At 60.7% G+C, this 24718-nt stretch carries 24 protein-coding genes; 17 read left to right on the top strand and 7 right to left on the bottom strand.

The features are described 5' to 3' along the window. The first annotated feature begins 13 nt into the window (after positions 1-13). Positions 14-676: an HAD family phosphatase gene (locus tag U5O12_RS03655; RefSeq protein WP_322577313.1), complete on the top strand. Its 663-nt coding sequence runs from the start codon at positions 14-16 to the stop codon at positions 674-676. Between the two features lie 61 nt (positions 677-737). Here the strand turns inward: U5O12_RS03655 and ugpQ are convergent, their stop codons facing one another. The 5 genes from ugpQ to ugpB all read right to left on the bottom strand — a co-directional run bounded on the left by ugpQ (position 738) and on the right by ugpB (position 5862). Continuing rightward, complete coding sequence (gene ugpQ / locus U5O12_RS03660) at positions 738-1520, bottom strand: glycerophosphodiester phosphodiesterase (RefSeq protein WP_322577314.1); 783 nt, start codon at positions 1518-1520, stop codon at positions 738-740. Next, positions 1517-2542, bottom strand: coding sequence for a sn-glycerol-3-phosphate import ATP-binding protein UgpC (locus U5O12_RS03665; protein WP_322577315.1), 1026 nt, complete (start codon positions 2540-2542; stop codon positions 1517-1519). Before U5O12_RS03665 ends, ugpQ begins: the two co-directional genes overlap by 4 nt. Positions 2543-2732: 190 nt before the next feature. Then, positions 2733-3584, bottom strand: coding sequence for a sn-glycerol-3-phosphate ABC transporter permease UgpE (gene ugpE, locus U5O12_RS03670; RefSeq protein WP_322577316.1), 852 nt, complete (start codon positions 3582-3584; stop codon positions 2733-2735). Next, positions 3584-4471: a sn-glycerol-3-phosphate ABC transporter permease UgpA gene (ugpA, locus tag U5O12_RS03675; protein ID WP_322577317.1), complete on the bottom strand. Its 888-nt coding sequence runs from the start codon at positions 4469-4471 to the stop codon at positions 3584-3586. The genes ugpE and ugpA overlap by 1 nt, the downstream gene beginning before the upstream one ends. A 62-nt stretch (positions 4472-4533) precedes the next feature. Continuing rightward, a complete protein-coding gene (ugpB, locus tag U5O12_RS03680) occupies positions 4534-5862 on the bottom strand; it encodes a sn-glycerol-3-phosphate ABC transporter substrate-binding protein UgpB (protein ID WP_322577318.1) in 1329 nt (442 codons plus the stop codon). Between the two features lie 198 nt (positions 5863-6060). On the opposite strand from ugpB, the gene U5O12_RS03685 reads away from it, so the two are divergent. The 16 genes from U5O12_RS03685 (at position 6061) to U5O12_RS03760 (ending at position 23023) form a co-directional block, all read left to right on the top strand. Continuing rightward, positions 6061-10011 (top strand): FAD/FMN-binding oxidoreductase, encoded by a 3951-nt coding sequence (locus U5O12_RS03685; protein WP_322577319.1) that lies wholly within the window; start codon positions 6061-6063, stop codon positions 10009-10011. Positions 10012-10022: 11 nt separating this feature from the next. Then, positions 10023-10436: a DUF971 domain-containing protein gene (locus U5O12_RS03690; protein WP_322577320.1), complete on the top strand. Its 414-nt coding sequence runs from the start codon at positions 10023-10025 to the stop codon at positions 10434-10436. A gap of 68 nt (positions 10437-10504) precedes the next feature. Continuing rightward, on the top strand, positions 10505-11236 hold the full coding sequence (gene ubiE / locus U5O12_RS03695; RefSeq protein ID WP_322577321.1) for a bifunctional demethylmenaquinone methyltransferase/2-methoxy-6-polyprenyl-1,4-benzoquinol methylase UbiE: 732 nt from the start codon (positions 10505-10507) through the stop codon (positions 11234-11236). Between the two features lie 18 nt (positions 11237-11254). Then, on the top strand, positions 11255-12232 hold the full coding sequence (locus U5O12_RS03700) for a Tim44-like domain-containing protein (protein WP_322577364.1): 978 nt from the start codon (positions 11255-11257) through the stop codon (positions 12230-12232). A 153-nt stretch (positions 12233-12385) separates the two neighbouring features. Beyond that, a complete protein-coding gene (locus U5O12_RS03705) occupies positions 12386-12934 on the top strand; it encodes a ubiquinone biosynthesis accessory factor UbiJ (protein WP_322577322.1) in 549 nt (182 codons plus the stop codon). Then, positions 12931-14496 (top strand): ubiquinone biosynthesis regulatory protein kinase UbiB, encoded by a 1566-nt coding sequence (gene ubiB / locus U5O12_RS03710; RefSeq protein WP_322577323.1) that lies wholly within the window; start codon positions 12931-12933, stop codon positions 14494-14496. The genes U5O12_RS03705 and ubiB overlap by 4 nt, the downstream gene beginning before the upstream one ends. Before the next feature lie 51 nt (positions 14497-14547). Continuing rightward, positions 14548-14877 (top strand): FmdB family zinc ribbon protein, encoded by a 330-nt coding sequence (locus tag U5O12_RS03715; RefSeq protein WP_322577324.1) that lies wholly within the window; start codon positions 14548-14550, stop codon positions 14875-14877. 30 nt (positions 14878-14907) lie between these two features. Then, positions 14908-15549 carry a DUF502 domain-containing protein gene (locus U5O12_RS03720; RefSeq protein ID WP_322577365.1) on the top strand — a complete coding sequence of 214 codons (642 nt, stop codon included), beginning with the start codon at positions 14908-14910 and terminating at the stop codon, positions 15547-15549. A 47-nt stretch (positions 15550-15596) separates the two neighbouring features. Further along, a complete protein-coding gene (gene aspS / locus U5O12_RS03725) occupies positions 15597-17411 on the top strand; it encodes an aspartate--tRNA ligase (protein WP_322577325.1) in 1815 nt (604 codons plus the stop codon). Positions 17412-17475: 64 nt separating this feature from the next. After that, positions 17476-17955, top strand: coding sequence for a dihydroneopterin triphosphate diphosphatase (gene nudB / locus U5O12_RS03730; protein ID WP_322577326.1), 480 nt, complete (start codon positions 17476-17478; stop codon positions 17953-17955). 59 nt (positions 17956-18014) lie between these two features. Beyond that, on the top strand, positions 18015-18755 hold the full coding sequence (locus tag U5O12_RS03735; protein WP_322577327.1) for an endonuclease/exonuclease/phosphatase family protein: 741 nt from the start codon (positions 18015-18017) through the stop codon (positions 18753-18755). Continuing rightward, entirely contained in the window at positions 18752-19954 is a 1203-nt protein-coding gene (gene clsB / locus U5O12_RS03740; protein ID WP_322577328.1) for a cardiolipin synthase ClsB, read from the top strand. Before U5O12_RS03735 ends, clsB begins: the two co-directional genes overlap by 4 nt. Positions 19955-20067: 113 nt before the next feature. Further along, the gene (gene folE / locus U5O12_RS03745) at positions 20068-20769 is read left to right on the top strand and encodes a GTP cyclohydrolase I (RefSeq protein WP_322577329.1); all 702 of its coding nucleotides are present in this window, start codon (positions 20068-20070) and stop codon (positions 20767-20769) included. Between the two features lie 4 nt (positions 20770-20773). Beyond that, the gene (locus tag U5O12_RS03750) at positions 20774-21196 is read left to right on the top strand and encodes a BLUF domain-containing protein (protein ID WP_322577330.1); all 423 of its coding nucleotides are present in this window, start codon (positions 20774-20776) and stop codon (positions 21194-21196) included. A 104-nt stretch (positions 21197-21300) separates the two neighbouring features. Beyond that, a complete protein-coding gene (locus U5O12_RS03755) occupies positions 21301-22182 on the top strand; it encodes an EamA family transporter (protein ID WP_322577331.1) in 882 nt (293 codons plus the stop codon). A gap of 4 nt (positions 22183-22186) precedes the next feature. After that, positions 22187-23023: a DUF429 domain-containing protein gene (locus U5O12_RS03760; RefSeq protein WP_322577332.1), complete on the top strand. Its 837-nt coding sequence runs from the start codon at positions 22187-22189 to the stop codon at positions 23021-23023. Between the two features lie 21 nt (positions 23024-23044). Here U5O12_RS03760 and U5O12_RS03765 read toward each other — a convergent pair whose 3' ends face one another. Together U5O12_RS03765 and U5O12_RS03770 are read right to left on the bottom strand one after the other, a co-directional pair. Beyond that, entirely contained in the window at positions 23045-23881 is an 837-nt protein-coding gene (locus tag U5O12_RS03765; RefSeq protein ID WP_322577333.1) for a MinD/ParA family protein, read from the bottom strand. Next, on the bottom strand, positions 23881-24675 hold the full coding sequence (locus U5O12_RS03770; protein WP_322577334.1) for a GGDEF domain-containing protein: 795 nt from the start codon (positions 24673-24675) through the stop codon (positions 23881-23883). The genes U5O12_RS03765 and U5O12_RS03770 overlap by 1 nt, the downstream gene beginning before the upstream one ends. Between the last annotated feature and the right edge of the window lie 43 nt (positions 24676-24718).

Below are 24718 nucleotides of genomic sequence, written 5' to 3' on the forward strand. Positions count from 1 at the left end.
CAAAGTTTGATCTATGTCAATCCGTTTTCACGCTGTTCTTTTTGACCACGATGGCACCTTGGTGGATTCCGAGGGGCAGCACTTTGTCCTGTGGAACCAGGTACTGGCGCCCTACGGCTTTGCCTTGACGCTGGCGCAGTACAAGGATTTTTATGCTGGTGTGCCCACCGATGCCAACGCACTGGATTTGGTGGAGCGCTTTGGGGTGAAAGAATCACCCGAGGTGCTGGCCCGGCTGAAGAACGAGTCTGCCCAGGCCTATTTGCAGACGGCGGCTTTTCCGCTCATGCCTGGTGTGCGCGCATCCATTGACCAGTTGCAGGCCGCCCGGCTGCGCATGGGGGTGGTGACTGGCGCGCGGGCCTACGCCATTGCCGCCACACTGCGTTCCCACGACCTGGCCGCTGCGTTTGAGACCGTGGTGTCGGCCGACGATGTGGTGCACAGCAAGCCCGCCCCCGATTGCTACCTGCTGGCCCTGCAGCGCATGGGCTTGTCGGCGAAGGATGTAGTGGCTTTCGAGGACACCGAGCACGGCGTGGCGGCAGCCATTGCCGCCGGGCTGGCCTGTGTGGCCATTCCCACCGAGATGTCGGCTGGTCACGACTTCAGCGCTGCGACCGTTGTTGTGCCCACGATGCAAGATGCCGTAGCGTGGGTCTTGGCCGCAAATTAAGTGTCAAGTAGGCCTTTGGCCCTTGTGGAGTCTGCGCGAGTAGCTATCTTTTGTATAGCAATCAGCTGGGGCTGAACAGATCCACCCGGTCGGTGATGATGCCGTCCGTGCCCAGGTCGATCAGCCGCTGGGTCGCCCAGTCGTCGTTGACGGTGTAGCTCAAGGTGCGAAAGCCTGCACTTTGGGCTTGGGTCACCGTGCTGCGGTCCCACAGTGCATGGTTGCAGACGATGGCTTGGCATTCCAGGCGCAGCGCGGTTTCCAGCCAGCCCGTCCACAGGGTGTCGAGCAGCAAACCGCGCGGCAATGCGGGCGCGGTGGCCTGTGCGCCTTCCAGGGCTTCGGGGTCAAAAGAGGTGAGCAGGGGCGGCACCGCCTGGCCCGCCCACAGGCGTGCGGCGTGTTGCGCCACCACCTCGCCCGTATGGCGCTCGGTGCCGGGCGTGGGTTTGATCTCGATGTTCAGAAAGTAGCCGTTGCGCAGGCAGTACGCGGCCACGGCGTCCAATGTTGCCAGCGGCTCGCCTGCGTAGGCACGGCTGTGCCAGCTGCCGGCGTCAAGTTGCGACAGCACGCCCCAGGCGTGATCGCCGCCCACCGCGCTTTGGCCCTGGCCAATTTTCGCGCGCGCATTGGTGGTGCGCTGCAGCGTCGCGTCGTGCATCAAAAACGGCACGCCGTCGTTGCTGAGTTTCACATCACACTCGAACATGCGGTAGCCATGGCTGGCGCCCACGCGGAACGCGGCCAGGGTGTTTTCGGGTGCCAGCTTGCCGGCGCCGCGGTGCGCCACCCAGCGCGGGTAGGGCCAGGCGGGGAGGTCGAATGTGCTGGTGGCTGTCATGGGGTGTCGATCCTCTTGCCAGTGCTGGCGTCAAAATGGTGGATCCGGTCCGGGCGCGGCGTGACATGCAGCGTGGTGCCCAAGACGGGCACAGCGGCAGATTCTTCGGTTCGGATGATCATCAGCTCATCGCTGTTGCCGTCGGCCCACTTGGCGTAGACCAGGCGCTCGGCGCCCAGCATTTCCACCGCCTCCACCTGCAGGGCCCAGCCGGTGGGCGTAATGTCCAGGTGCTCGGGGCGGATGCCGGTGATGCAGCCGGGTTTTGCGTCCGGTGCGTTTTTCAGCAGGTTCATGGGCGGTGAGCCGATGAAGCTGGCCACAAAGGTGCTGGCGGGGCGGGTGTAGACCTCCTCGGGCGTGCCGAATTGCTCCATCACGCCGCCATTCATGACGATCATGCGCTGGGCCAGCGTCATCGCTTCGACCTGGTCGTGCGTCACAAACAGGCTGGTGATGCCCAGCTCGCGGTGCAGCTTCTGGATTTCGAGTCGGGTCTGGGCGCGCAGTTTGGCGTCCAGGTTGGAGAGCGGCTCGTCAAACAAGAACACCTGGGGCTGACGCACGATGGCGCGGCCCATGGCCACGCGCTGGCGCTGGCCGCCGGAGAGGGCCTTGGGCTTGCGCTCGAGATACGGGCCCAGCTCCAGAATTTTGGCAGCCTTGTCCACGCGACGCTTGATTTCATCCATGGGCACGTTGGCGATCTTCAGGCCATAGGCCATGTTCTCGAACACGCTCATGTGCGGATAGAGCGCGTAGTTCTGGAACACCATGGCGATGTCGCGGTCGGAGGGTTCCAGGTCGTTGACGACCTTGCCGCCAATGCAGACCTGGCCTTCGCTGATTTCTTCCAGGCCAGCCACCATGCGCAGCAAGGTGGATTTGCCACAGCCGCTGGGACCGACGATGACGATGAATTCGCCGTCGGCAATCTGTGCGTTCACACCATGGATGACCTGGTTGGCCGTTTTGCCACTGCCGTAGCGTTTGATGACGTTTTTGAGTTCGATGGAAGCCATAGAGCGAAGTGGATGTGAAAAAGTGTTCGTGAGCCGAATAGCGGTGGGCGGCCTTAGCCCGCGCGCCTATTTCTGCGCGTTTGGCAGTATGAGGCGCGGGGGCTAAGGCCGCTCAGCGCGGAGCGACCAAGAAGAAAGGGTGCGCCAGACGCTGCTGCGTTACGGGTTGGTTGTCCCAGGGAAACCATGGTCATTTCTCGGTATCCACCAAGCCTTTGACAAACCACTTTTGCATCAGCATGACCACCAGTGCGGGCGGCAGCATGGCCAGCATGGCAGTGGCCATCACGATGTTCCATTCGGTTTGCGCATCGCCGCCCGAAATCATCTGCTTGATGCCTACCACCACGGGGTACATGCTTTCTTCGGTGGTGACTAGCAGGGGCCACAGGTACTGGTTCCAGCCATAGATGAACTGGATCACGAACAGCGCCGCGATGCTGGTGCTCGACAAGGGCACGAGGATGTCTTTGAAGAAACGCAGTGGTCCGGCGCCGTCCACCCGTGCAGCTTCCACCAGTTCATCGGGTACGGTCAGGAAAAACTGGCGGAACAGGAAGGTGGCAGTGGCTGAGGCAATCAGCGGGACCGTGAGGCCCGCATAGCTGTTCAGCAAGCCCAGGTCTGCCACCACCTGGTAGGTGGGGCCGATACGCACCTCCACGGGCAACATCAGCGTAACGAAGATGGCCCAGAAGAAAAACATGCGTGCCGGGAAGCGGAAGTACACGATGGCAAAGGCCGACAGCAGCGAGATAGCAATCTTGCCCAGCGAGATCACCAGGGCGGTGACCAGGCTCACCACCATCATGCCGCCGACGGCGGCCTTGGAGCCTGTGCCCTCGCGGCCGCCCAGCAGTGCGGTGCGGTAGTTGTCCCATAGGTGGGCGCCGGGGAGCAACGGCATGGGGGACTGCACCACCTCTTGCGTGGTGTGGGTGGAGGCAACAAAGGTGATGTAGACCGGGAAGGCAATCACCAGGACACCAATGATCAGGATGGCATGCGACAAAAAGTCCAGCCAAGGGCGACGTTCAACCATCAGTAGTTCACTTTCTTTTCAACAAACCGGAACTGCACCACGGTCAGTGCCACTACGATGAACATCAGCACCACCGACTGCGCAGCCGAGCCACCCAGGTCCATGGCCTTGAAGCCGTCAAAGTAGACCTTGTAGACCAGGATGGCCGTGTCTTTGCCAGGGCCGCCTTTGGTGGCCGCATCGACAATCGCAAACGTGTCAAAAAATGCGTAGACGATGTTGATGACCAGCAGGAAGAAGGTGGTGGGCGAGAGCAGGGGGAACTGGATGGTCCAGAACCGGCGCCAGGGGCGGGCGCCGTCCATGGAGGCCGCCTCAATCAGCGACTTCGGGATCGACTGCAAGCCCGCCAGGAAAAACAGGAAGTTGTACGAAATTTGTTTCCATACCGCGGCCATGACGATCAGCGCCATGGCGTGGTTGCTGTTGAGCAGCGGGTCCCAGCCCATGCCGAGCTGGCGGATGCCATACGACACGATGCCGATACTGGGCGCAAACATGAACAACCACAACACCCCTGCCACCGCAGGCGCCACGGCGTAGGGCCATATCAGGAAGGTGCGGTAAATGCCGGAGCCGCGCACCACGCGGTCGGCAAAAATGGCCAGCGTGAGTGAGAGGGACAGGCCTAACACGGCCACCAGCAATGAAAAAACGGCCGTGGTTTTGAACGACTCCAGGTAGGAGGCGTCGTTCCACAGATTGCGGAAGTTCTCCAGACCGACGAACTCTACCGAAGTACCAAACGCATCACTTTGCTGCACCGACTGCAGCAAAGCCTGTGCAGCAGGCCAGAAAAAGAAAATGGCAATGACGGCGACCTGCGGTGCAATCAGTACCCAGGGTAACCATGCCGACTTGAAAACGACTCTTTTTTCTACCGCCATATCAACCAATCAGAAATGCAAAGTGGCGGCACGGGCCGCCACTTTTTGGAGGGAGCTGGAGTTTACTTGTTTGCTTTTTCGAAACGGGCCAACAGCTCATCGCCCCGTGTCACCACGGAGTCAAGTGCTTCCTTGGCCGATTTTTTGCCAGCCCACACTTGTTCGAGTTCTTCGTCCTCGATGGCGCGAATCTGCACATAGTTGCCCAAACGAATACCGCGGGACTTGTCCGTCACTTTGCGCACCATCTGTGTCACAGCCACATCGGTACCTGGGTTTTCTTTGTAGAAGCCGGATTTTTCGGTCAACTGGAAGGCGGCCGTCGTGATGGGCAGGTAGCCCGTGCGTTTGTGGCTGGCGGACTGCACTTCGGGCTTGGACAAGAAGTCAAAGAATTTGGCAATGCCTTTGTACTCTTCAGCTTTTTTGCCAGACATGACCCAGAGGCTGGCGCCACCAATGACGGTGTTTTGGGGGGCTCCAGGCACGTCTTGGTAGTGGGGCAGGGGGGCCAGGCCGAAGGCGAACTTGGCGTTTTTCTTCACGTTGCCGTAGAAGCCGCTCGAAGTCGTCATCATGGCGCATTCGCCCGACACAAAGCTGGCTTCTGGCACGTTGCCACGGCCCTTGTAGACAAACAGGCCTTGCTTGGCCATGTTGGCCAGGTTCTCAATGTGCCGTACGTGCAATGGCGAGTTGATCTTCAGGCGGGCATCCAGACCGGCCAGACCGTTTTGTTTGGTGGCGAACTCCACGTTGTGCCAGGCAGAGAAGCTCTCCAACTGGGTCCAGCCTTGCCAGGCAATCGAGATAGGGCACTTGTGGCCGCTGGCTTTGAGCTTGGCGGCAGCCAGCGCGACTTCAGCCCAGGTGGAAGGGGCCTTTTCGGCGTCCAGTCCGGCGGCCTTGAAGGCGTCCTTGTTGTAATAAAAGACGGTGGTGGAGCTGTTGAAGGGGAAGCTCAGCATCTGGCCACTGGGCGCGGTGTAGTAACCCGCCACGGCAGGGATGTAGGCCTTGGGGTCGAACTTGTAGCCTGCGTCGGTCATGACCTTGCCCACCGGGACCACGGCGCCCTTGCTGGCCATCATGGTGGCAGTGCCCACTTCAAACACTTGAAGGATGTGGGGTGCATTGCCCGCACGGAAGGCAGCGACAGCGGCTGTCATCGATTCGTCGTAGGTGCCCTTGAAGGTTGGCAGGATGCGGTATTCCTTCTGGCTGGCGTTGAATTCCTTGGCCAAATCGTTGACCCATTCACCGTTCACGGCGGTCATGGAATGCCACCACTGGATATCCGTTTGCGCTTGGGCGGGGGTGGCAATGGAAAAAGCTGCCGCTGTGATCGCGGCGATCGCTAGGGCTCGGCGGGTAAGGGGGGTGTGCGACATAAGTGCTCCAGAGATAAGAATGGCGCGATGCTAGGCAAGCACCGTGACAAATTTGTGTCAAATGTATTAAACGACAGCTCTTCTGACCATTTGGTCAGGGGTTTCCACTAGAAAAGCCCGTGAATAGTGGGTGCGTTACCATCTAAGGCCTACCAAAAAAGGGCTTTCTGTGCCTCTTGGCAGCAACCACCGACCCTGATGAACGCTCCCACCTCGCTCAATCACCTTCTTAGCGCCGCCAACCCTGGCGCGCACGTGCAAGAACGCATTCGCGAAATTCCCTACAACTACACGTCCTTCTCTGACCGTGAAATCGTGATTCGCCTGCTGGGCTCGCACAGTTGGGAGTTGTTGAACCAATTGCGGGGCGAGCGTCAAACGGGGCGCTCCGCCCGCATGCTCTACGAGGTGCTGGGCGACGTCTGGGTGGTGCAACGCAACCCCTATTTGCAGGACGACCTGCTGGACAACCCCAAGCGCCGTGGCCAACTGGTCGATGCGCTGAACCACCGCCTGGCCGAGGTGGAAAAGCGCCGTACCCCGCAGACCGACCCCGAGCGTGACGCGATGGTCGGCCAGTTGCTGGTGGCGGCCCGGGCGGCCGTCAAGACTTTTGACGCCGCGTTTGTGGAAGTGGGCGCCCTGCGCAAGAAAACACAAAAGCTGCTCTACAAGCTCACCGCCAAGGACAACGTCAAGTTTGACGGCCTGAGCCGGGTGAGCCACGTGACCGACGCGACGGACTGGCGCGTGGAGTACCCCTTTGTGGTGCTGTGTCCCGATTCCGAAGAAGAGATGGCTGGCCTGGTGAAGGGCTGTATCGACTTGGGCCTGACCATTATTCCGCGCGGGGGCGGTACTGGCTATACGGGCGGAGCCATTCCACTGACCTGGAAGAGCGCGGTCATCAACACCGAAAAACTCGAAGCCATGACCGAGGTGGAGATGAAGCGCCTGCCCGGTCTGGACCGCGATGTGGCCACCGTCTGGAGCGAAGCGGGCGTGGTCACGCAGCGCGTGGCTGACGCAGCCGAACGCGGCGGCTATGTGTTTGCCGTGGACCCCACGTCTGCCGAGGCCTCCTGCATTGGCGGCAACATCGCCATGAATGCCGGTGGCAAGAAGGCTGTGCTGTGGGGTACGGCGCTGGACAACCTGGCCAGTTGGCGCATGGTGACACCGCAGGCCGAGTGGCTGGAGGTGACCCGCATCAACCACAACATGGGCAAGATCCATGACGTGGATGTGGCCAGTTTTGAGCTGCAGTACTTCAAGGCCGACGGCAAGACGCCGATCCGCACCGAGCGCCTGGATATTCCGGGTGCCACCTTCCGCAAGGAAGGCCTGGGCAAGGACGTGACCGACAAGTTCCTGAGCGGCTTGCCGGGCATCCAGAAAGAGGGCACCGACGGCCTGATCACCAGCGCGCGCTGGGTGGTGCACAAGATGCCGGGCCACACGCGCACCGTGTGTCTGGAGTTCTTTGGCAATGCCAAGGACGCGGTGCCCAGCATTGTGGACATCAAGGACTTCATGTTCGCCGAGCAAAAGCGCAGTGGCGTCTTGCTGGCCGGCCTGGAGCACCTGGACGACCGTTACCTCAAGGCCGTGGGCTATGCGACCAAGAGCAAACGCGGCGGTTTTCCCAAGATGGTGTTGATCGGCGACATTGCCGGCAACGATGCCGACGACGTGGCGCGGGTGACCAGCGAGGTGATTCGCCTGGCCAACAGTCGCAGCGGCGAGGGCTTTGTGGCCGTGAGCGCCGAGGCGCGCAAGAAATTCTGGCTGGACCGCAAGCGTACCGCCGCCATTAGCAAACACACCAACGCCTTCAAGATCAATGAAGACGTGGTGATCCCGCTGCCGCGCATGGCCGAGTACACCGATGGCATCGAGCGCATCAACATTGAGCTGAGCCTGCAGAACAAGCTGGCCCTGTGTGACGCACTGACAGAGTTCTTCGAGCGTAGCGACCTGCCCTTGGGCAAGACCGACGACGCCAACGACATTCCCAGCGCGGAGCTGTTGGAAGACCGTGTGGCCCAGGCGCTGGAGCTGGTGGCCGACGTGCGCAGCCAGTGGCAAGGTTGGCTGGACGGGGTGGAAACGTTGTTTCCCCAACTGCAGGACCACAGCCTGCGCGCTAGCTGGAAGACCCAGCTGCGTACGCCGCTGCAGTCCATTTTCACCGGTGCGGCTTTCGAAGCCATCCTGATGGAATGCACGGCCATCCACAAACGCGTGCTCAAAGGCCGTGTGTGGGTGGCGCTGCACATGCACGCCGGTGACGGCAATGTGCACACCAACATCCCGGTCAACAGCGATGACTACGACATGCTGCAGTCCGCCCACGGTGCAGTCAAACGCATCATGGCGTTGGCCCGCAGCCTTGACGGCGTGATCTCCGGTGAACACGGCATTGGTATCACCAAGCTGGAGTTCTTGAGCGAAGCCGAACTGGCCCCCTTCATTGCCTACAAGGCCAAGGTGGACCCCGAAGGGCGTTTCAACAAAGGCAAGTTGCTAAGGAATCAGGAGCTGCCCGCGCAACCTGGAAGCGGGTTTGCGCCGCATTTGACTGAAGATGGCTCGACTATTTACGCCGACCTGACCAACGCCTACACACCGTCGTTCGGTCTGATGGGGCACGAGTCCCTGATCATGCAGCAGAGCGATATTGGAGCTATTGCCGATAGCGTGAAGGACTGCCTGCGCTGCGGCAAGTGCAAGCCGGTGTGCGCCACCCACGTACCGCGCGCTAACCTTCTCTATAGCCCGCGCAACAAGATTTTGGCGACCTCGCTGTTGGTGGAGGCCTTCCTCTACGAAGAGCAGACCCGCCGCGGCATCAGCGTCAAGCACTGGGAGGAGTTTGAAGACGTGGCCGACCACTGCACGGTGTGCCACAAGTGCGAATCGCCCTGTCCGGTGAAGATCGACTTTGGCGATGTGACCATGAACATGCGCAACCTGTTGCGCAAGATGGGCCAGAAGAGCTTCCGCCCCGGCAATGCGGCGGCGATGTTTTTCCTGAATGCCACCAACCCTGAGACCATCAAGCTGATGCGCTCGGCCATGGTGGGCGTGGGCTTCAAGGCGCAGCGGCTGGCCAACCAGGTGTTGCGTTTGGCAGCCAAGAAGCAGACTGCCAAGCCACCTGCCACCGTGGGCACTGCGCCCATCAAGGAGCAGGTGATCCACTTCATCAACAAGAAGATGCCCGGTGGCCTGCCCAAGAAGACGGCTCGCGCGCTGCTGGACATTGAAGATGCGGATTACGTGCCCATCATCCGCAACCCGCAGACCACCACGGCAGAAACCGAGGCGGTGTTTTATTTCCCCGGCTGCGGCTCGGAGCGCCTGTTCAGCCAGGTGGGCTTGGCCACGCAGGCCATGCTGTGGCATGCCGGTGTGCAAACCGTGCTGCCGCCCGGTTACCTGTGCTGTGGTTACCCGCAGCGCGGCAGTGGTCAGGCCGACAAGGCCGAGAAGATGATCACCGACAACCGGGTCCTGTTCCACCGCGTGGCCAATACGCTGAACTACCTGGACATCAAGACCGTGGTGGTGAGCTGCGGCACCTGCTACGACCAGCTGCAGGGTTACGAGTTTGACAAGATCTTCCCGGGCTGCCGCATCATCGACATCCACGAGTACCTGCTCGAAAAAGGCATCACGCTGGTGCCCGAGGGCGGCGCGGGTGCGGGTTATCTGTACCACGATCCCTGCCACAGCCCCATGAAGCTCCAGGATCCGATGAAAACGGTGAAGGCGTTGGTGGGCGACGCGGTGTTGAAGAATGACCGCTGCTGCGGCGAGTCTGGCACGCTGGGCGTGACGCGGCCTGACATTTCCACGCAAATCCGCTTCCGCAAGGAAGAAGAGTTGCGCAAGGGCGAAACCGCTCTGCGGGCGTTGACCGCACCCGTTGGGCAGGCGCCTGCGACGCAAGGCAATGTGAAGATTCTGACCAGCTGCCCGAGCTGTCTGCAAGGCCTGAGCCGCTACGGCAATGACCTGAACAACGGCCTGCTGGAGGCCGACTATATCGTGGTCGAGATGGCCAACCAGATTTTGGGCAAGGAATGGTTGCCCGAGTACGTGCAGATTGCCAATGCCGGCGGCATTGAGCGCGTGCTGGTGTAAGGGGCTGCGACATGGCAGGTTTGATCGCAGGCGCTCCGACCCCGACTGACATCACGGTACACGGCCAGAGCCGGGTGCTGGAGGTGGCATTTTCGGATGGTGCGCGTTTCCGCATCCCCTTCGAGCTGATGCGCGTCTACTCGCCCTCGGCCGAGGTACAGGGCCATGGTCCCGGCCAAGAGACCCTGCAAACCGGCAAGCGCGACATAGAGCTGGTGGCGCTGGATCCAGTCGGTAACTATGCTGTGCAGCCGCGTTTCTCGGATGGGCACGATACTGGTATTTACTCTTGGGACTACCTGTACTTTCTGGGCTCCCAGGAGGCCCGCCTCTGGCAAGAGTACGAAGCCCGGCTCAAGGCGGCGAATACCGGGCGTGATGCGCCTATGGTGGTCAAAAGCGCACACGGTTGCGCAAGCCACTGATTTGCTATATTTTCAGGAGCTGTTCGCGCATATTCCATAAGCGCTAGAGCCATATTAAGTACATAAGTATGTCTACCACCCACTTTGGTTTTAAATCCGTCGATGAGTCCGAAAAAGCCCGCCATGTGCGCGGCGTGTTCGATTCGGTGGCCCCCAAGTACGACCTGATGAACGACCTGATGTCGGCCGGCCTGCACCGGGCCTGGAAGGCCTACACCGTGCTGGTGGCCAACCTCAAAGAGGGGGACCGGGCGCTGGACATTGCGGGTGGTACTGGCGACTTGGCGCTGGCCTTCTCCAAAAAAGTGGGCAAGAGTGGGCAGGTGGTGCACACCGACATCAACGAGGCCATGCTCTCCACCGGTCGAAACCGGCTGTTGGATGCAGGTGTCATCCTGCCCACCATGGTGTGTGATGCCGAGAAGCTGCCTTTCCCGGACAACCATTTCAATGTGGTGAGTGTGGCCTTTGGCCTGCGCAATATGACGCACAAGGACGTGGCATTGGCAGAAATGCAACGCGTTCTCCAACCCGGTGGCAAGCTGCTGGTGCTGGAATTCTCCAAGGTGGCGCCTCCGCTGGAAAAGGTCTACGACTGGTACTCTTTCAAGGTGTTGCCCCGTTTGGGCAAGCTGATCGCCGGAGATGACGCGAGTTACCGTTACCTGGCCGAGTCGATTCGCATGCATCCCGGACAAAAAGAGTTAAAGACCATGATGCACAAAGTGGGCTTTGGCCATGTGGACTATCACAATCTGACTGGTGGCATTGCTGCTTTGCATGTTGGAATAAAGTGCTGAGATAACTATTTTGGAGCAATCATGAAATTGTGGGCTTTGGGTTTGGCGTTGGTTTTGTCCCTGTCGGGCATCAATGCAGAAGCTGCCAAGCGTTTGGGTGGCGGTAAGTCGTTTGGCAAGCAGTCCAGCAATGTGACGCAGCGCGACGCCACGCCAGCGGCCCCTGCTGCTCCGGCCCAAAACATGAACAACACGGCGGCTAAGCCCGCACCGGGCGCAGCGGCAGCTGCGGCGCCCAAGCGACCTTGGGGCGCCATGCTGGGTGGTCTGGCCGCCGGTCTGGGTTTGGCCTGGTTGGCCAACTCGCTGGGCATGGGTGAAGCCTTTGGCAACATTCTGATGTTCGCGTTGCTGGCCTTGGGGGTCATGATGGCCATCGGCTGGTTCATGCGCAACCGCAAGCCCGCAGCGGCGCAGTCCTCGCCCTTCGCGTTCCAAGGCGCAGGCCAAGTACCGGCTACCGTGGCCAAGCCCTACCGGGCAGAGAACGTAGGCAATGACGCATCGGCCCGCCCCTGGGAGCGCAGCAGCATGGCGTTTGAAGCCCCGCAGCAGCCCCAAGGCGGCTCGATGATTGGTTCCGCCCTGATGGGCTCGCAGACGTGGGGTGTGCCCGCCGGTTTTGACAGCGAAGGTTTCCTCAAGGCCGCCAAGACCAATTTCGTGACATTGCAAGCGGCTTGGGACCGCTCTGACATTCCAGCCTTGCGCGCCATGATGACCGACAGCATGCTCAAGGAAATCCAGGCTCAACTGGCCGAGCGCGAAACCCACACTGGCAGCGGCCCCAACCATACTGACGTGGTGATGATCGACGCGCGCCTGCTGGGTATCGAAGAACTGCCGGACGAATACATGGCCAGCGTGGAGTTCTCCGGCATGATCCGCGAAGAAGCCTCAGCCGGTCCCAGCCCGTTCCGTGAAGTCTGGAATATGACCAAATCCAAGACCGGCGCGAGCGGTTGGTTGGTCGCGGGCGTGCAGGCGCTGCAGTAAACCCCAGTCTCGATTGGCACGCTTTCGGCGCGCGTGTCCCTCTCAGGAACACCGCAGGACCGGCTTTGCCGGGCTGCAGGTGTTGCCCCCTGCAAGGGGGAGGGCGAAGCGACACGCAGTGCGCGCCGCCATGGGGGTGAGCCATAATCCCTTATGGCAACACAGTCCCCCTTTTCTATGCTGGAAGGCCTGTTCAAGGCGCTTCCTACTCCCCCCGCTCCCCCAACGTGGCTTGTTGAGGAAAGCCACCGCCGTGTGGTGCTCTTGCTCAACCATGTGCTGCAGCAGGAACCGCAAGCCATGGAGCGCCTGGCTCGCCAGAAGGGCAAAGTCGTTGTGAGCCAATGGCAGCAGTTCACGTTCAAGGTGCAGGCTACGCCCGCAGGCCTGTTGGATCTCGCCGCTGCAGAGGCGACGCCCGATCTGACCTTGGCCATCTTGGATGAATCCCCTCTCGCAATTGCCCAAGCCCTGATGCAGGGAGACAAGCCCAAGGTGCGTATCGAAGGCGATGTGCAACTGGCCGCCGAAATCAACTGGCTGGCCGACCATGTGCGCTGGGACGTGGAAGAGGATCTCTCGCGTGTTTTGGGCGACGCACCTGCCCACCTGTTGATGCAGACTGGCCGCACCTTGGCCCAAGCTCTGCAGCAGTTTGTGGGGCAGCGTGCGGCCCCCAAAGCTTCAGGCGCTGCCGCATGACACGGTTGGGCCGTGGGGTCTTCATTGTCTGGGTCGTCCTGCGTTATGGGCTGGACGAGCTGGTGCTTACCAGCTTCCAGAAGCCTTGGTTGCGCTTGCTGGCGCGTATTGTTTCGGTAGGGCGCAAGCTGGACGCACCGCGTGGCCAACGGCTGCGTGAAGCGCTGGAGCGACTGGGCCCGATTTTTGTGAAATTTGGCCAGGTGCTGTCTACCCGGCGTGACCTGCTGCCGCTGGACATTGCCAATGAACTGGCCAAGCTGCAGGACCGAGTGCCGCCGTTTCCCTCCGAGGTGGCGGTTGCCACCATCGAACGCGCCCTGGGCAAACCCCTGGCCGAACTGTTTGACTCGTTCGAGCACACCCCAGTGGCCAGCGCATCCATCGCGCAGGTGCACTTTGCCGTGTTGCGCGACCGCAAGGGCCAGCCGCGCGAGGTGGCCGTCAAGGTGCTGCGCCCCGGCATGCTTGGCGTGATCGACAAAGACCTGAGTCTGATGCGCATGATGGCCGGCTGGGTGGAAGGCCTGTCGGCCGACGGCAAGCGCCTGAAACCGCGCGAGGTGGTGGCGGAGTTCGACAAGTACCTGCACGACGAGCTGGACCTGGTGCGCGAAGCCGCCAGCGCGGCCCAGCTGCGCCGCAATATGGAGGGTCTGAACTTGGTCCTTATCCCCGAGATGTGGTGGGACCTGTGCAGTACCGAAGTCTTGGTGATGGAGCGCATGCACGGCGTGCCCATCAGCCAGGTGGACCGCTTGCGCGCCGCGGGCGTGGACATTCCGAAGCTGGCGCGCGATGGGGTGACATTGTTTTTCACCCAGGTGTTTCGGGATGGTTTTTTCCACGCCGACATGCACCCGGGCAATATCCAGGTCAGCCTGGCCCCCGAGACCTTTGGCCGCTATATCTCGCTGGACTTTGGCATCGTGGGCACCTTGACCGAGGTGGACAAGGAGTACCTGGCGCAGAACTTCGTGGCGTTCTTCCGGCGTGATTACAAGCGGGTGGCCGAGCTGCACATCGAGTCGGGCTGGGTGCCTGCCAGCACCCGGGTGGACGAGCTGGAGGCTGCGGTGCGCGCGGTCTGCGAGCCCTACTTTGACCGTCCACTCAAGGAAATTTCGCTGGGCATGGTGCTGATGCGCCTGTTCCAGACGTCGCGCCGCTTTCAGGTGGAAATCCAGCCGCAGCTGGTGCTGCTGCAAAAGACGTTGCTCAATATCGAGGGGCTGGGTCGCGAGCTGGACCCCGATCTGGACCTGTGGGCCACGGCCAAGCCGTTTCTGGAGCAATGGATGCTGGAGCAGGTCGGTCCTCAAAAACTGATCCGGGAGTTAAAGGCCCAAGCCCCGCGTTATGCCAAGCTTTTGCCAGAGTTGCCGGGCTTGTTGCACCAGTTTTTGCAGCAGCGTGGCGCCGATAACAGCGCGCTGATGCAGGAACTGCTGGTCGAACAAAAGCGCACCAACCGCCTGCTGCAAACCCTGGTGGCTGCAGTCATCGGTTTCGCGCTGGGCATGGTGGTCATGCAGATTGTGGTTCGGGTTGGGGTTTTCTGACCGCCACTTATAATTGAAGGCTTTGCAACTTGATGTCAGAGCCTTACTTCCATGCCCATCTACGCCTATAAATGCGAGTCCTGCGGGTTTGCCAAGGACGTATTGCAGAAAATCTCCGATGCCCCGCTGCAAGATTGCCCCACTTGTGCCAAGCCCACGTTCAAAAAGCAGCTCACTGCGGCGGGCTTTCAGCTCAAAGGTTCCGGCTGGTACGTGACCGATTTCAAGGGTGGTAGCGCGCCATCGACTGCTGTGGCTCCTGCCGCAGGCGACAGTGCTGCAGCCTCTGCGGCCAATACCGATGCTGCGCCCGCAGCCGCGTCGGCTGTAGCAAGTCCCCGCGCCGCCCCTGCGGCCAGCACTCCTAAGTCGACTTCCTGAACCTTCCACAGAACTGGAATCACCGTGCCCATTAAAAAATACCTGCTCACCGGCCTGATGGTCTGGCTGCCCTTGGCCATCACCATCTGGGTCTTGCTGTGGCTGGTGGGCCTGCTGGACGCTGTGTTTGGCGGTTTCCTGGCGGGCGTGGCGGCGGTGACCCCTGAGTCCATGGGCCCCGGCATTGAGCGCCTCCACAACATCCCGGGTCTGGGCGTGTTGTTGGTGTTCGCTGCCATGTTGGTGACCGGTGCGCTGGTGTCCAACGTGGCAGGGCGCTGGTGGGTTAAGCAGTGGGACCGCCTGTTCACCAATATTCCCATCGTCAAGTCCATCTACAACAGCGTCAAGAAGGTGTCTGACACGCTGTTTTCCAGCAATGGCAATGCGTTTCGTACGGCCTTGTTGATCCAGTACCCGCGTGCGGGAAGTTGGACGATTGCCTTCCAGACCGGCGTGCCCAGTGGCGAAGTGAAGTCCCATCTGCAAGGGGAGTTCGTCAGCGTCTATGTGCCCACCACACCCAACCCGACCAGCGGTTTCTTTTTGATGCTGCCCAAGGCGGATGTGATCGAGCTGGACATGAGTGTGGACGAGGCACTGACCTACGTGATTTCCATGGGATCGGTCGCACCGGTGGCCTCAGCGCCCCAAGCGTTTTCCTCCCAATAACCTATTACCAACCCGCCGCCCACAAGGCGGCGACATGAAAGCAAGCTATGGCCATGCGCTCCCACTATTGCGGTCTTGTGACCGAAGCCCTGTTGGGCGAAACCGTAACCCTGTGTGGTTGGGTAAACCGTCGCCGTGACCACGGTGGCGTGATTTTTGTCGATGTGCGTGACCGTGAAGGCTATGTGCAGGTGGTCTGTGATCCCGACCGCGCTGAGATGTTCAAGGTCGCCGAAGACATTCGCAACGAATACTGCGTGCAGATCAAGGGCCTGGTGCGCGCACGTCCTGCCGGTACCACCAATGACAACCTCAAGAGCGGCAAGATCGAGGTGCTGTGCCACGAGCTGACGGTACTCAACGCGTCCGTCACGCCCCCGTTCCAGATCGACGACGAAAACTTGTCTGAAACCACGCGTCTGACCCACCGCGTGCTGGACCTGCGTCGCCCCTACATGCAAAACAACCTGATGCTGCGCTACCGCGTGTCCATGGAAGTGCGCAAGTTTTTGGATGCCAATGGCTTTGTCGACATCGAAACCCCCATGCTCACCAAGAGCACGCCCGAAGGTGCGCGTGACTACCTGGTGCCCAGCCGCGTGCACGATGGCCAGTTCTTCGCGCTGCCCCAGTCGCCCCAACTGTTCAAGCAGTTGCTGATGGTGGCCGGCTTTGATCGCTACTACCAAATCACCAAGTGCTTCCGCGACGAAGACTTGCGCGCTGATCGCCAGCCCGAATTTACCCAGATCGATATCGAAACCTCCTTCCTGACCGAAGAAGACATTCGCGCGATGTTCCAGGGCATGATCACCACAGTGTTCAAGAACACCATCGGTGTGGACCTGGGCGAGTTCCCGGTCATGACCTACCAGGACGCCGCGCGCCTGTACGGTTCCGACAAGCCCGACTTGCGCGTGAACCTGCAGTTCGCCGAACTGACCGACGTGATGAAGGACGTGGACTTCAAGGTCTTCTCCGGCGCCGCCACCATGAAGGGCGGCCGCGTGGTGGCCTTGCGTGTCCCTGGTGGTTCGAAGGAAGTCGGCGGTATCAGCCGTGGTGAGATTGACGCCTACACCGAGTTCGTCAAGATCTACGGCGCCAAGGGCCTGGCCTACATCCGTGTCAATGAACTGGCCAAGGGCCGTGACGGTCTGCAAAGCCCCATCGTCAAGAACATCCACGACGCGGCGCTGGCTGCGGTGCTGGAGCGTACGGGCGCGCAAGACGGCGACCTGATTTTCTTCGGTGCCGACAAGGAAAAAATCGTCAACGACGCGATTGGTGCCCTGCGCATCAAGATCGGGCACAGCGAATTCGGCAAGAAGAACGGCCTGTTCACCGGTGGCTGGAAGCCGCTGTGGGTGGTGGACTTCCCGATGTTCGAATACGACGAGGAAAGCCAGCGTTACACCGCCGTGCACCACCCCTTCACCGCGCCCAAGGCTGGCCACGAAGACTGGATGGTGTCGGCGCCCGAGAAGTGCATCTCGCAAGGCTACGACATGGTTTTGAACGGCTGGGAAATGGGTGGCGGCTCCGTCCGTATCCACCGCGCCGATGTACAGCAAAAGGTGTTCGACGCGCTCAAGATCACGCCCGAAGAGGCCCAGCTCAAGTTCGGTTTCCTGCTGGACGCGTTGCAGTACGGTGCGCCCCCGCACGGTGGCTTGGCATTCGGTCTGGACCGCATCGTTACGTTGATGACGGGTGCCGAGTCCATCCGCGACGTGATTGCCTTCCCCAAGACCCAGCGCGCCCAGTGCTTGCTCACGCAAGCGCCCAGCCCGGTGGATGAGAAGCAGCTGCGCGAATTGCACATTCGCCTGCGCAACCTGGACGCAGCCAAACCGGTCTGATCCGGCCAGCGCAGCCGTGAGGCTGGTGCACAATGAAAGGGCGCTCTGAGAGCGCCCTTTTTTCATGCCCAAGCCCTACAAAATTCCGCAATCGGTGCTGGTGGTGATCTACACGCCCGCGCGCGACGTGTTGCTATTGCGCCGTGCGGATACGCAAGAAGATTTCTGGCAGTCGGTCACCGGATCCAAGGACGGCACCGATGAGGCCTGGGCGGTCACCGCCGCACGCGAGGTCTGGGAAGAGACCGGCATAGACTGCCGGCAGGGTGCGGCGCTGGCAGCGCAGTTGCAGGACTGGCATTTGGAAAATGTCTATGCAATCTACCCGCATTGGGCGCACCGCTACGCACCGGGCGTGACGCATAACACCGAGCGGGTGTTTGGCCTGCAGGTGCCGCTTGGCACGCCGGTCACCCTGAGTCCGCGCGAACACACGGCGTACCAGTGGCTGCCCGTGCGTGAAGCGGCGACCTTGTGTTTCTCGGGGTCTAATGCGCAGGCGATTGAGCGATTGGAAAATGCGGGAATATTTGAGAGAAATTAGGCTGTGGCGCCCGTAGATATTGCGCAAGCAGCTATCATTTTGGAAGCGAATTGCCGACCATGAATCACTTGCGCATTGCCACCTACAACATCCACAAGGGCGTGCAGGGCCTGATTTTCAACAAACGCCTGGAAATCCACAACCTGGGCCACGCGGTGGAGCAGTTCGATGCCGACGTGGTTTGTCTGCAGGAGGTGCGCAAGGTGAACCGGCAAGAAGCCGAATACTTCACCCGCTGGCCGCAGATGCCACAGGCAGATTTTCTGGCCCCCGAGGGGTACGAGGCGGTGTACCGGACCAACGCAGTGACGCGCCACGGTGAGCATGGCAACGCGCTGTTGTCGCGCTGGCCGGTGCTGGACCACCAGCATGAGGATATGTCCGACCACCGCTTTGAACAACGCGGCCTGCTGCATGCCGAAATGCAGGTGCAGGGCCGGTCGCTGCACGTGATTGTGGTGCACCTGGGCCTGATCCGGGCCAGCCGGGTGCGGCAACTGGCACAGCTGCGCCACTACATTGCCCGCCGGGTGCCCGATGACGCACCACTGGTGGTGGCGGGCGATTTCAATGACTGGAGCCAACTGGTGCATCGCACACTGGGGTCCGTCGGTTTGCACGCCCATGCACAGGCGCGAGTGCCGACCTTCCCCTCGCGCCTGCCGCTGGCACAGCTGGACCACGTGTTTGCGCGCGGCCTGCGGCCGGTGGGGCTGTCGGTGCCGAACGGGCCCATATGGCGCCGCATGTCGGACCACCTGCCCTTGATTGCCGAATTTGCCTGGCCCGATGCCCCGTGACTGACGCGCCCTATTTGCCTGGCCACCAACTACAGCTGCTGCAGGGCGGGCAAGACTATTTCCCGGCGCTGGTGGCGGCTATCGATGCCAGCCAGACCGAGGTGCGCCTGGAGACCTACATCTACGCCTTTGACGCTGAGGGTGAGCGCGTTGCGCAAGCGCTGGAGCGCGCGGCCCTGCGTGGGGTGCGCGTGGCGCTGCTGATGGACGGCATTGGCACGCCACAGGTGCCTACGCAATGGCAGCAGCGCTGGAACGCGGCGGGGGTGCACTGGTTGCGCTTTGCTCCGCTGGGGCGGCTGGGGCTGCTGGTGCCCAGCCATTGGCGCCGTTTGCACCGCAAGCTGGTGGTGGTGGATGGCGCCGTGGCGTTTTGTGGCGGCATCAACATCCTGGATGACTACAACGACCCTCAGCATGGGCCGCAGCAGGTGGCGCGCTTTGACTTTGCCGTACGGGTGCAAGGCCCTTTGGTGGCCGAGGCGAACACCGCCATGGCCCAGTTATGGGACCGTTTGTTGGCCACCCGCCAGTTGGGGCAGGGCCAATGGTCTGCGGCACGCGCCGTGTGGCAAACCATGGCACACCCCCAGCACGTGAGCAAGACGCCCGATTCTCAAGGTGGGGCCTTGGCCGCGCTGGTGCTGCGTGACAACGTACGCAACCGCAAACGCATTGAGCGCGCCTACCGCAAGGCTCTGGGCTCAGCGCAGCGGGAGGTCTTGATTGCCAATGCGTATTTCTTGCCAGGCGGCAAGCTGCTGCGTGCGCTGGTCCATGCCGCGCGGCGGGGCGTGCGGGTGCGCCTCCTGCTGCAGGGGCGCTACGAGTATTTCATGCAGTACCACGCCGCGCGCCCGGTGTTTGGCTTGCTGCTGGCTGCGGGGGTCGAGATCCACGAATACACCAGTGGCTTTTTGCATGCCAAAGTGGCGGTGGTAGACCAGCAGTGGGCCACGGTGGGCTCGTCCAATCTGGATCCGCTCAGTCTGCTGTTGGCGCGCGAGGCCAATGTGGTGGTGCAGGATGCCGCCTTTGCCACGGAGCTGCAGCAGCGCCTGGAGGCGGCCATGGCCCAGCACAGCCGCCCGCTGGATGCGCAGGACTTTTGGCGGCGGCCCTGGGGGCAGCGGGCATTGGACTGGTTTGCCTATGGGGTAATGCGATTGACTTTGTTGCTGGCGGGGCGCCGATATTGAGGTTTGCTATAAAAATAGTAGCTGTTTGCGCAATGCTCATAAGGGTTTTTGGCGAAAAACCCTACAAGCCAAAGACTGGTAACATGCTTGAATCCTTGATTCCATAGAGCGCCATGAAACCCACCGACGCCGACGAAGGAACTCCGGTTTCCGTCAAAATTCGCGAACGCTTGCAGGCTGCCCGCAAGCGCTTCTACGCCAACGACAACATCTCCCCTTTCATCGAACCCGGCGAGCTGGAACTGCTGCTGGACGAGGTGGAAGACAAGATGAAGGGCGTACTCAACAGCCTGGTGATTGACACCGAGCACGACCACAACACCGACAACACTGCCCGCCGTGTGGCCAAGATGTATGTCAATGAGGTGTTTCGCGGTCGCTATGTGCCAGCGCCCAGCATCACCGAATTCCCCAACGTGGGCCACCTGAACGAGCTCATGATTGTGGGGCCTATCACTGTGCGCAGCGCCTGCAGCCACCACTTCTGCCCAGTGATCGGCAAGATCTGGATTGGTGTGATGCCCAATGAACACACCAATGTGATTGGCCTGTCCAAATACGCACGCCTGGCCGAGTGGATCATGGGGCGTCCCCAGATCCAGGAGGAGGCCGTGGTGCAGCTGGCCGACCTGATCCAGGAAAAAACCCAGCCTGACGGCTTGGCCATCGTGATGGAGGCCAGCCACTATTGCATGGCCTGGCGTGGTGTCAAAGACATGGACAGCAAGATGATCAACTCGGTCATGCGTGGCGTGTTCCTCAAGGATTCCGCACTGCGTCGCGAATTTCTTTCATTGATTCCCCGGAAAGGCTAATGCCATGTTGGTTCGTTTGCTCTATGCCAGCCGTGCGATTGACTCCAACCCGGAGGCTATCGAGGCCATTTTGTCCCAGTCGCGCCATTACAACCCTACCTGCGGTATCACCGGCATTCTTTGTTACGGTGGTGGTATCTTTTTGCAGGCCATCGAGGGTGGCCGCATGGCCGTAAGCGATTTGTACGGCCATATCCAGAAGGATGCACGCCACAAAGATGTGGTGTTGTTGCACTACGAAGAAATTACCGAGCGTCGCTTTGGTGGTTGGACTATGGGCCAAGTCAACATGTCCAAGATCAACACCAATATCTTGCTCAAGTACGCTGAGAAGCCTGAGCTGGATCCGTATTCGGTGTCTGGCAAGGTGTCGCTGGCGTTGCTGGAAGAGTTGATGGCCACTGCGTCCATCATCGGAAGAGCCTGATCTCGACATCCCCGTCTCTCACTGCGTGTAGTGTGCAAGCTGTCCGTGGCGGCACCTGTCACCCCGGGGTGACAGGTGGTGAAACAGCTTTCGGTTAGCGTACCGTGCCACTTAGCGCTTTAGCCTTGGTCGTATTTGCCGGCCTGATTCACGCGAGCTGGAACATTGCCGCCAAGAAAGCAGGCGGCGACGTACGTTTCGCCTGTTTCACGGCACTGGTGATGATGGTGTTTTGGGCACCCCTGGGCCTGTGGTTGGGCTGGCAGCAAGTTCCTGGCTGGGGTACGACCGAGTGGGCGTTTGTGGCGCTCAGTGGCGTACTGCATGTGGTGTATTACGTGGTGCTGCTGCGTGGCTACCGCAAGGCCGATCTCACCGTGGTCTACCCGCTGGCACGTGGTTCCGGGCCCTTGCTGTCATCCATGGTGGCCATTTTCTTCCTGGGTGAGGACATCTCCCGCTGGGGGGCACTGGGCATTGTGGCGGTGGTGGGTGGTGTGTTTCTGGTGGCTGGTGGTCCAGGGCTGTTTCGCCAGGCACACGATCCATCACAGCGCGTGCGTATCCGCAAAGGTATGGTTTATGGCCTGCTCACGGGGGTGTTCATTGCCAGCTACACGGTGGTAGACGGCTATGCGGTGAAGGTGTTGCTGCTGTCCCCGATTCTGGTGGATTATTTTGGCAACTTTGTCCGGCTTGTTTTCTTGCTGCCACCTCTGCTGCGCGACCGCTCTGCGGCTGCGGCCCTGTGGGCGCAGCAATGGAAGTACGCCCTTATTGTGGGCATCATCAGCCCCATTTCCTATGTGTTGGTGCTATACGCCATGCAGGTCGCACCCATGAGTCATGTGGCACCTGCGCGCGAAGTATCCATGCTGTTTGCCGCCCTGTTGGGCGGGCATTTGCTGGGTGAGGGTGACCGGGTCGCGCGCTTGCTGGGAGCGGCCTGCATTGCTTTTGGTGTGATGGCCCTGGCCTTGGGGTGAACCTATGAGATTGCTGGTTGGATGTGATTTTTCCAGCAGCCCATCGCGGCGCAAGCAGATTGTGCTGGCCACGGGCTACATAGACCGCGGGCGATTACTGCTCCAAGGACTGGAGCGTGTTAGCTCGCTGGATGCGTTCAGCGCCTGGTTAATCCAATACCCCGTTTGGACTGGCGGCTTCGACCTTCCTTTTGGCTTGCCCCGTGAGTTGGTGCAGACGCTGGGTTGGCCTCTGGAGTGGGAGCCTTGCATGCGTCACTACGCAAGTTTGTCGCGGGCAGAGATTCGCACCCAGTTTGCCGCCTTTTGTGATGCAAGGCCTGTAGGGGGCAAGTTTGCCCACCGCGCCACCGATGGGCCGGCAGCCTCTAGCCCTTCCATGAAATGGGTCAATCCACCGGTCGCTTTCATGTTGCATGCAGGTGTGCCTCGCCTGCTGGATGCCGGGGTGTATTTGCCAGGGGTGCAGCCAGCCTTGCCCGCGCACGCACCGCCTGGCCGGGTCGCTTTGGAGGCCTACCCTGCCTTGCTGGCGCGTGAAATGGTGGGTTCGCGCAGCTATAAGAACGACAACACCGCCAAGCAGACACCGGAGCGGTTGATCGCACGCAAAGATGTGATCCATGGGTTGGAGATCGGTAGCACCCGTTTGGGTGTTCGCCTCAAACTCAGCCACGCACAACGCGAAGCCTTGGAGCAAGACGCCACAGGTGACGCACTCGATGCTGTGCTGTGCCTGGTGCAGGCTGCGTGGGCACAACAACAGTCAGATGCAGGGCACCCGTGTTACGGATTGCCTGCGACCTTGGATTCGCTGGAGGGCTGGATTTTGACGGCCTGAGTGGCCGCCGGTTTGCGAGCCTCAGGCCGCACGAGGCACAACCGTCTCTTCAATTTTGATGGCCAGTTGTGCAATCGCCAATGCAGCAGGGCAACCCGGCATGGTTTGCATCAGCAGTTGGCGGCGCATGATGGCCTGCCGCACGGAGGGGTCCGCCGGAATGTCACCCATGTGTACCAGCTTCAGTGGTTTTCCACTTTCGGTGGTGACAAAACGGTCGAGCACTTGTTGCAATTGGGTCGTGATCGCACGGCCGTCACCCAAGCGGGCCGTCTGATTGATCACCACACGAATGCTGCTGCGTTTTTGTTGGCTGGCCAGCACCTTGATGGTGGCGTAGGCATCGGTCAGTGACGTAGGCTCCGGCGTAGCCACCACCAAGACTTCGGAGGCCAGAGACACCGCGAACAGCACCACGTCAGAGATGCCGGCGCCGGTATCGAGCAACACCACGTCATAGTGCGGTACCAGGCCCGACATGATGCGCAAGAAGTCATCGCGCACCTCGGGTGTCAGTCGGGAGTATTCGACCATGCCCGAACCCGCCAGCAGCACCGAAAAGCCGCCCGGTGCCCGGATGATGGCTTCCTCGAGTTTGGCCTTGCCGGTGAACACATCATGCAAGGTGATCTTGGGGTACAGGTTCAGCACCACGTCCAGGTTAGCCAAACCCAGGTCAGCATCCAGCACGAGTACACGGTGGCCGCGTTTGGCCAAAGCCGCTGCCAAGTTGGCGGAGACAAAGGTTTTGCCCACGCCGCCTTTGCCGCTGGTGACGGCCACCACTTTGCCCAAAGGCTTGAGCGGCACACCTGTGCTGCCTTCAGCGTTTTCTGGGGGATTTAGCACGTCAGACATCAAAACACCCTCTGCATGGCGCCATTGTTATTCCCGCCCGACATGTCGGTGGGGGTGCTTTCGATCCAGGCGGGGTCGCCCAGCGACAAGTGACCGAACAAAAGATTCTTTTCTTCGGCACTGACAAATACTTCCTGTTGTTGGTCCAAAAGCACGCGGTTGCGTCCCTCGGCTTTGGCCCGGTAGAGCTGCTGGTCAGCGCGTTCGCTCCAGAGGGCCGCAGTAGACCGCACCCATTCTGGCGCAAACGCACCACCCACACTGATGGTCACCTGGATGTTTTGGCCGGGGGCAATCTGGATGGGCAGGCTCTCAATGGCTTTGCGAATGCGCTCCGCCACGATGGATCCATAGGCAGTATGGCAACTCGGCAACATCACCGCAAATTCTTCACCGCCCAAGCGCGCCACGGTATCCATGGGGCGCACACAACCCAACAAGGTCTTTGCAATCACCTGCAACACTTGGTCACCGGCTTGGTGGCCATAGGTGTCGTTGACCTTCTTGAAGTGGTCAATGTCCAGCATCAGCATCAATGCAGGCTCACCAGAGCGGGCAACCACATCTATTGCGCGGTCGACTACCGAGCGAAAGTGTCGGCGGTTGGCCAAGCCGGTGAGGGGGTCCTTGAGAGACAGTTCGCACAGACCATCGATCATGGCCTGCAAGTGCGCAGTGGCAGACGCTTCGGCAGGCGGCAAGCTGAGGTTCAACCCATGGTGGAGCAAAGCACGCGCGTCGTCCAGCCGCAACTGCTGCAGATCGACGGGGTCAAAGGGTGCGTTGGTGGCCACAGGAGTTGATCAAAAAGGTCAGAATAGCTGCTGAAAGTCTAAC

It is taken from the genome of Rhodoferax sp. (assembly GCF_034519335.1).
Lineage (GTDB): Bacteria > Pseudomonadota > Gammaproteobacteria > Burkholderiales > Burkholderiaceae_C > Allorhodoferax.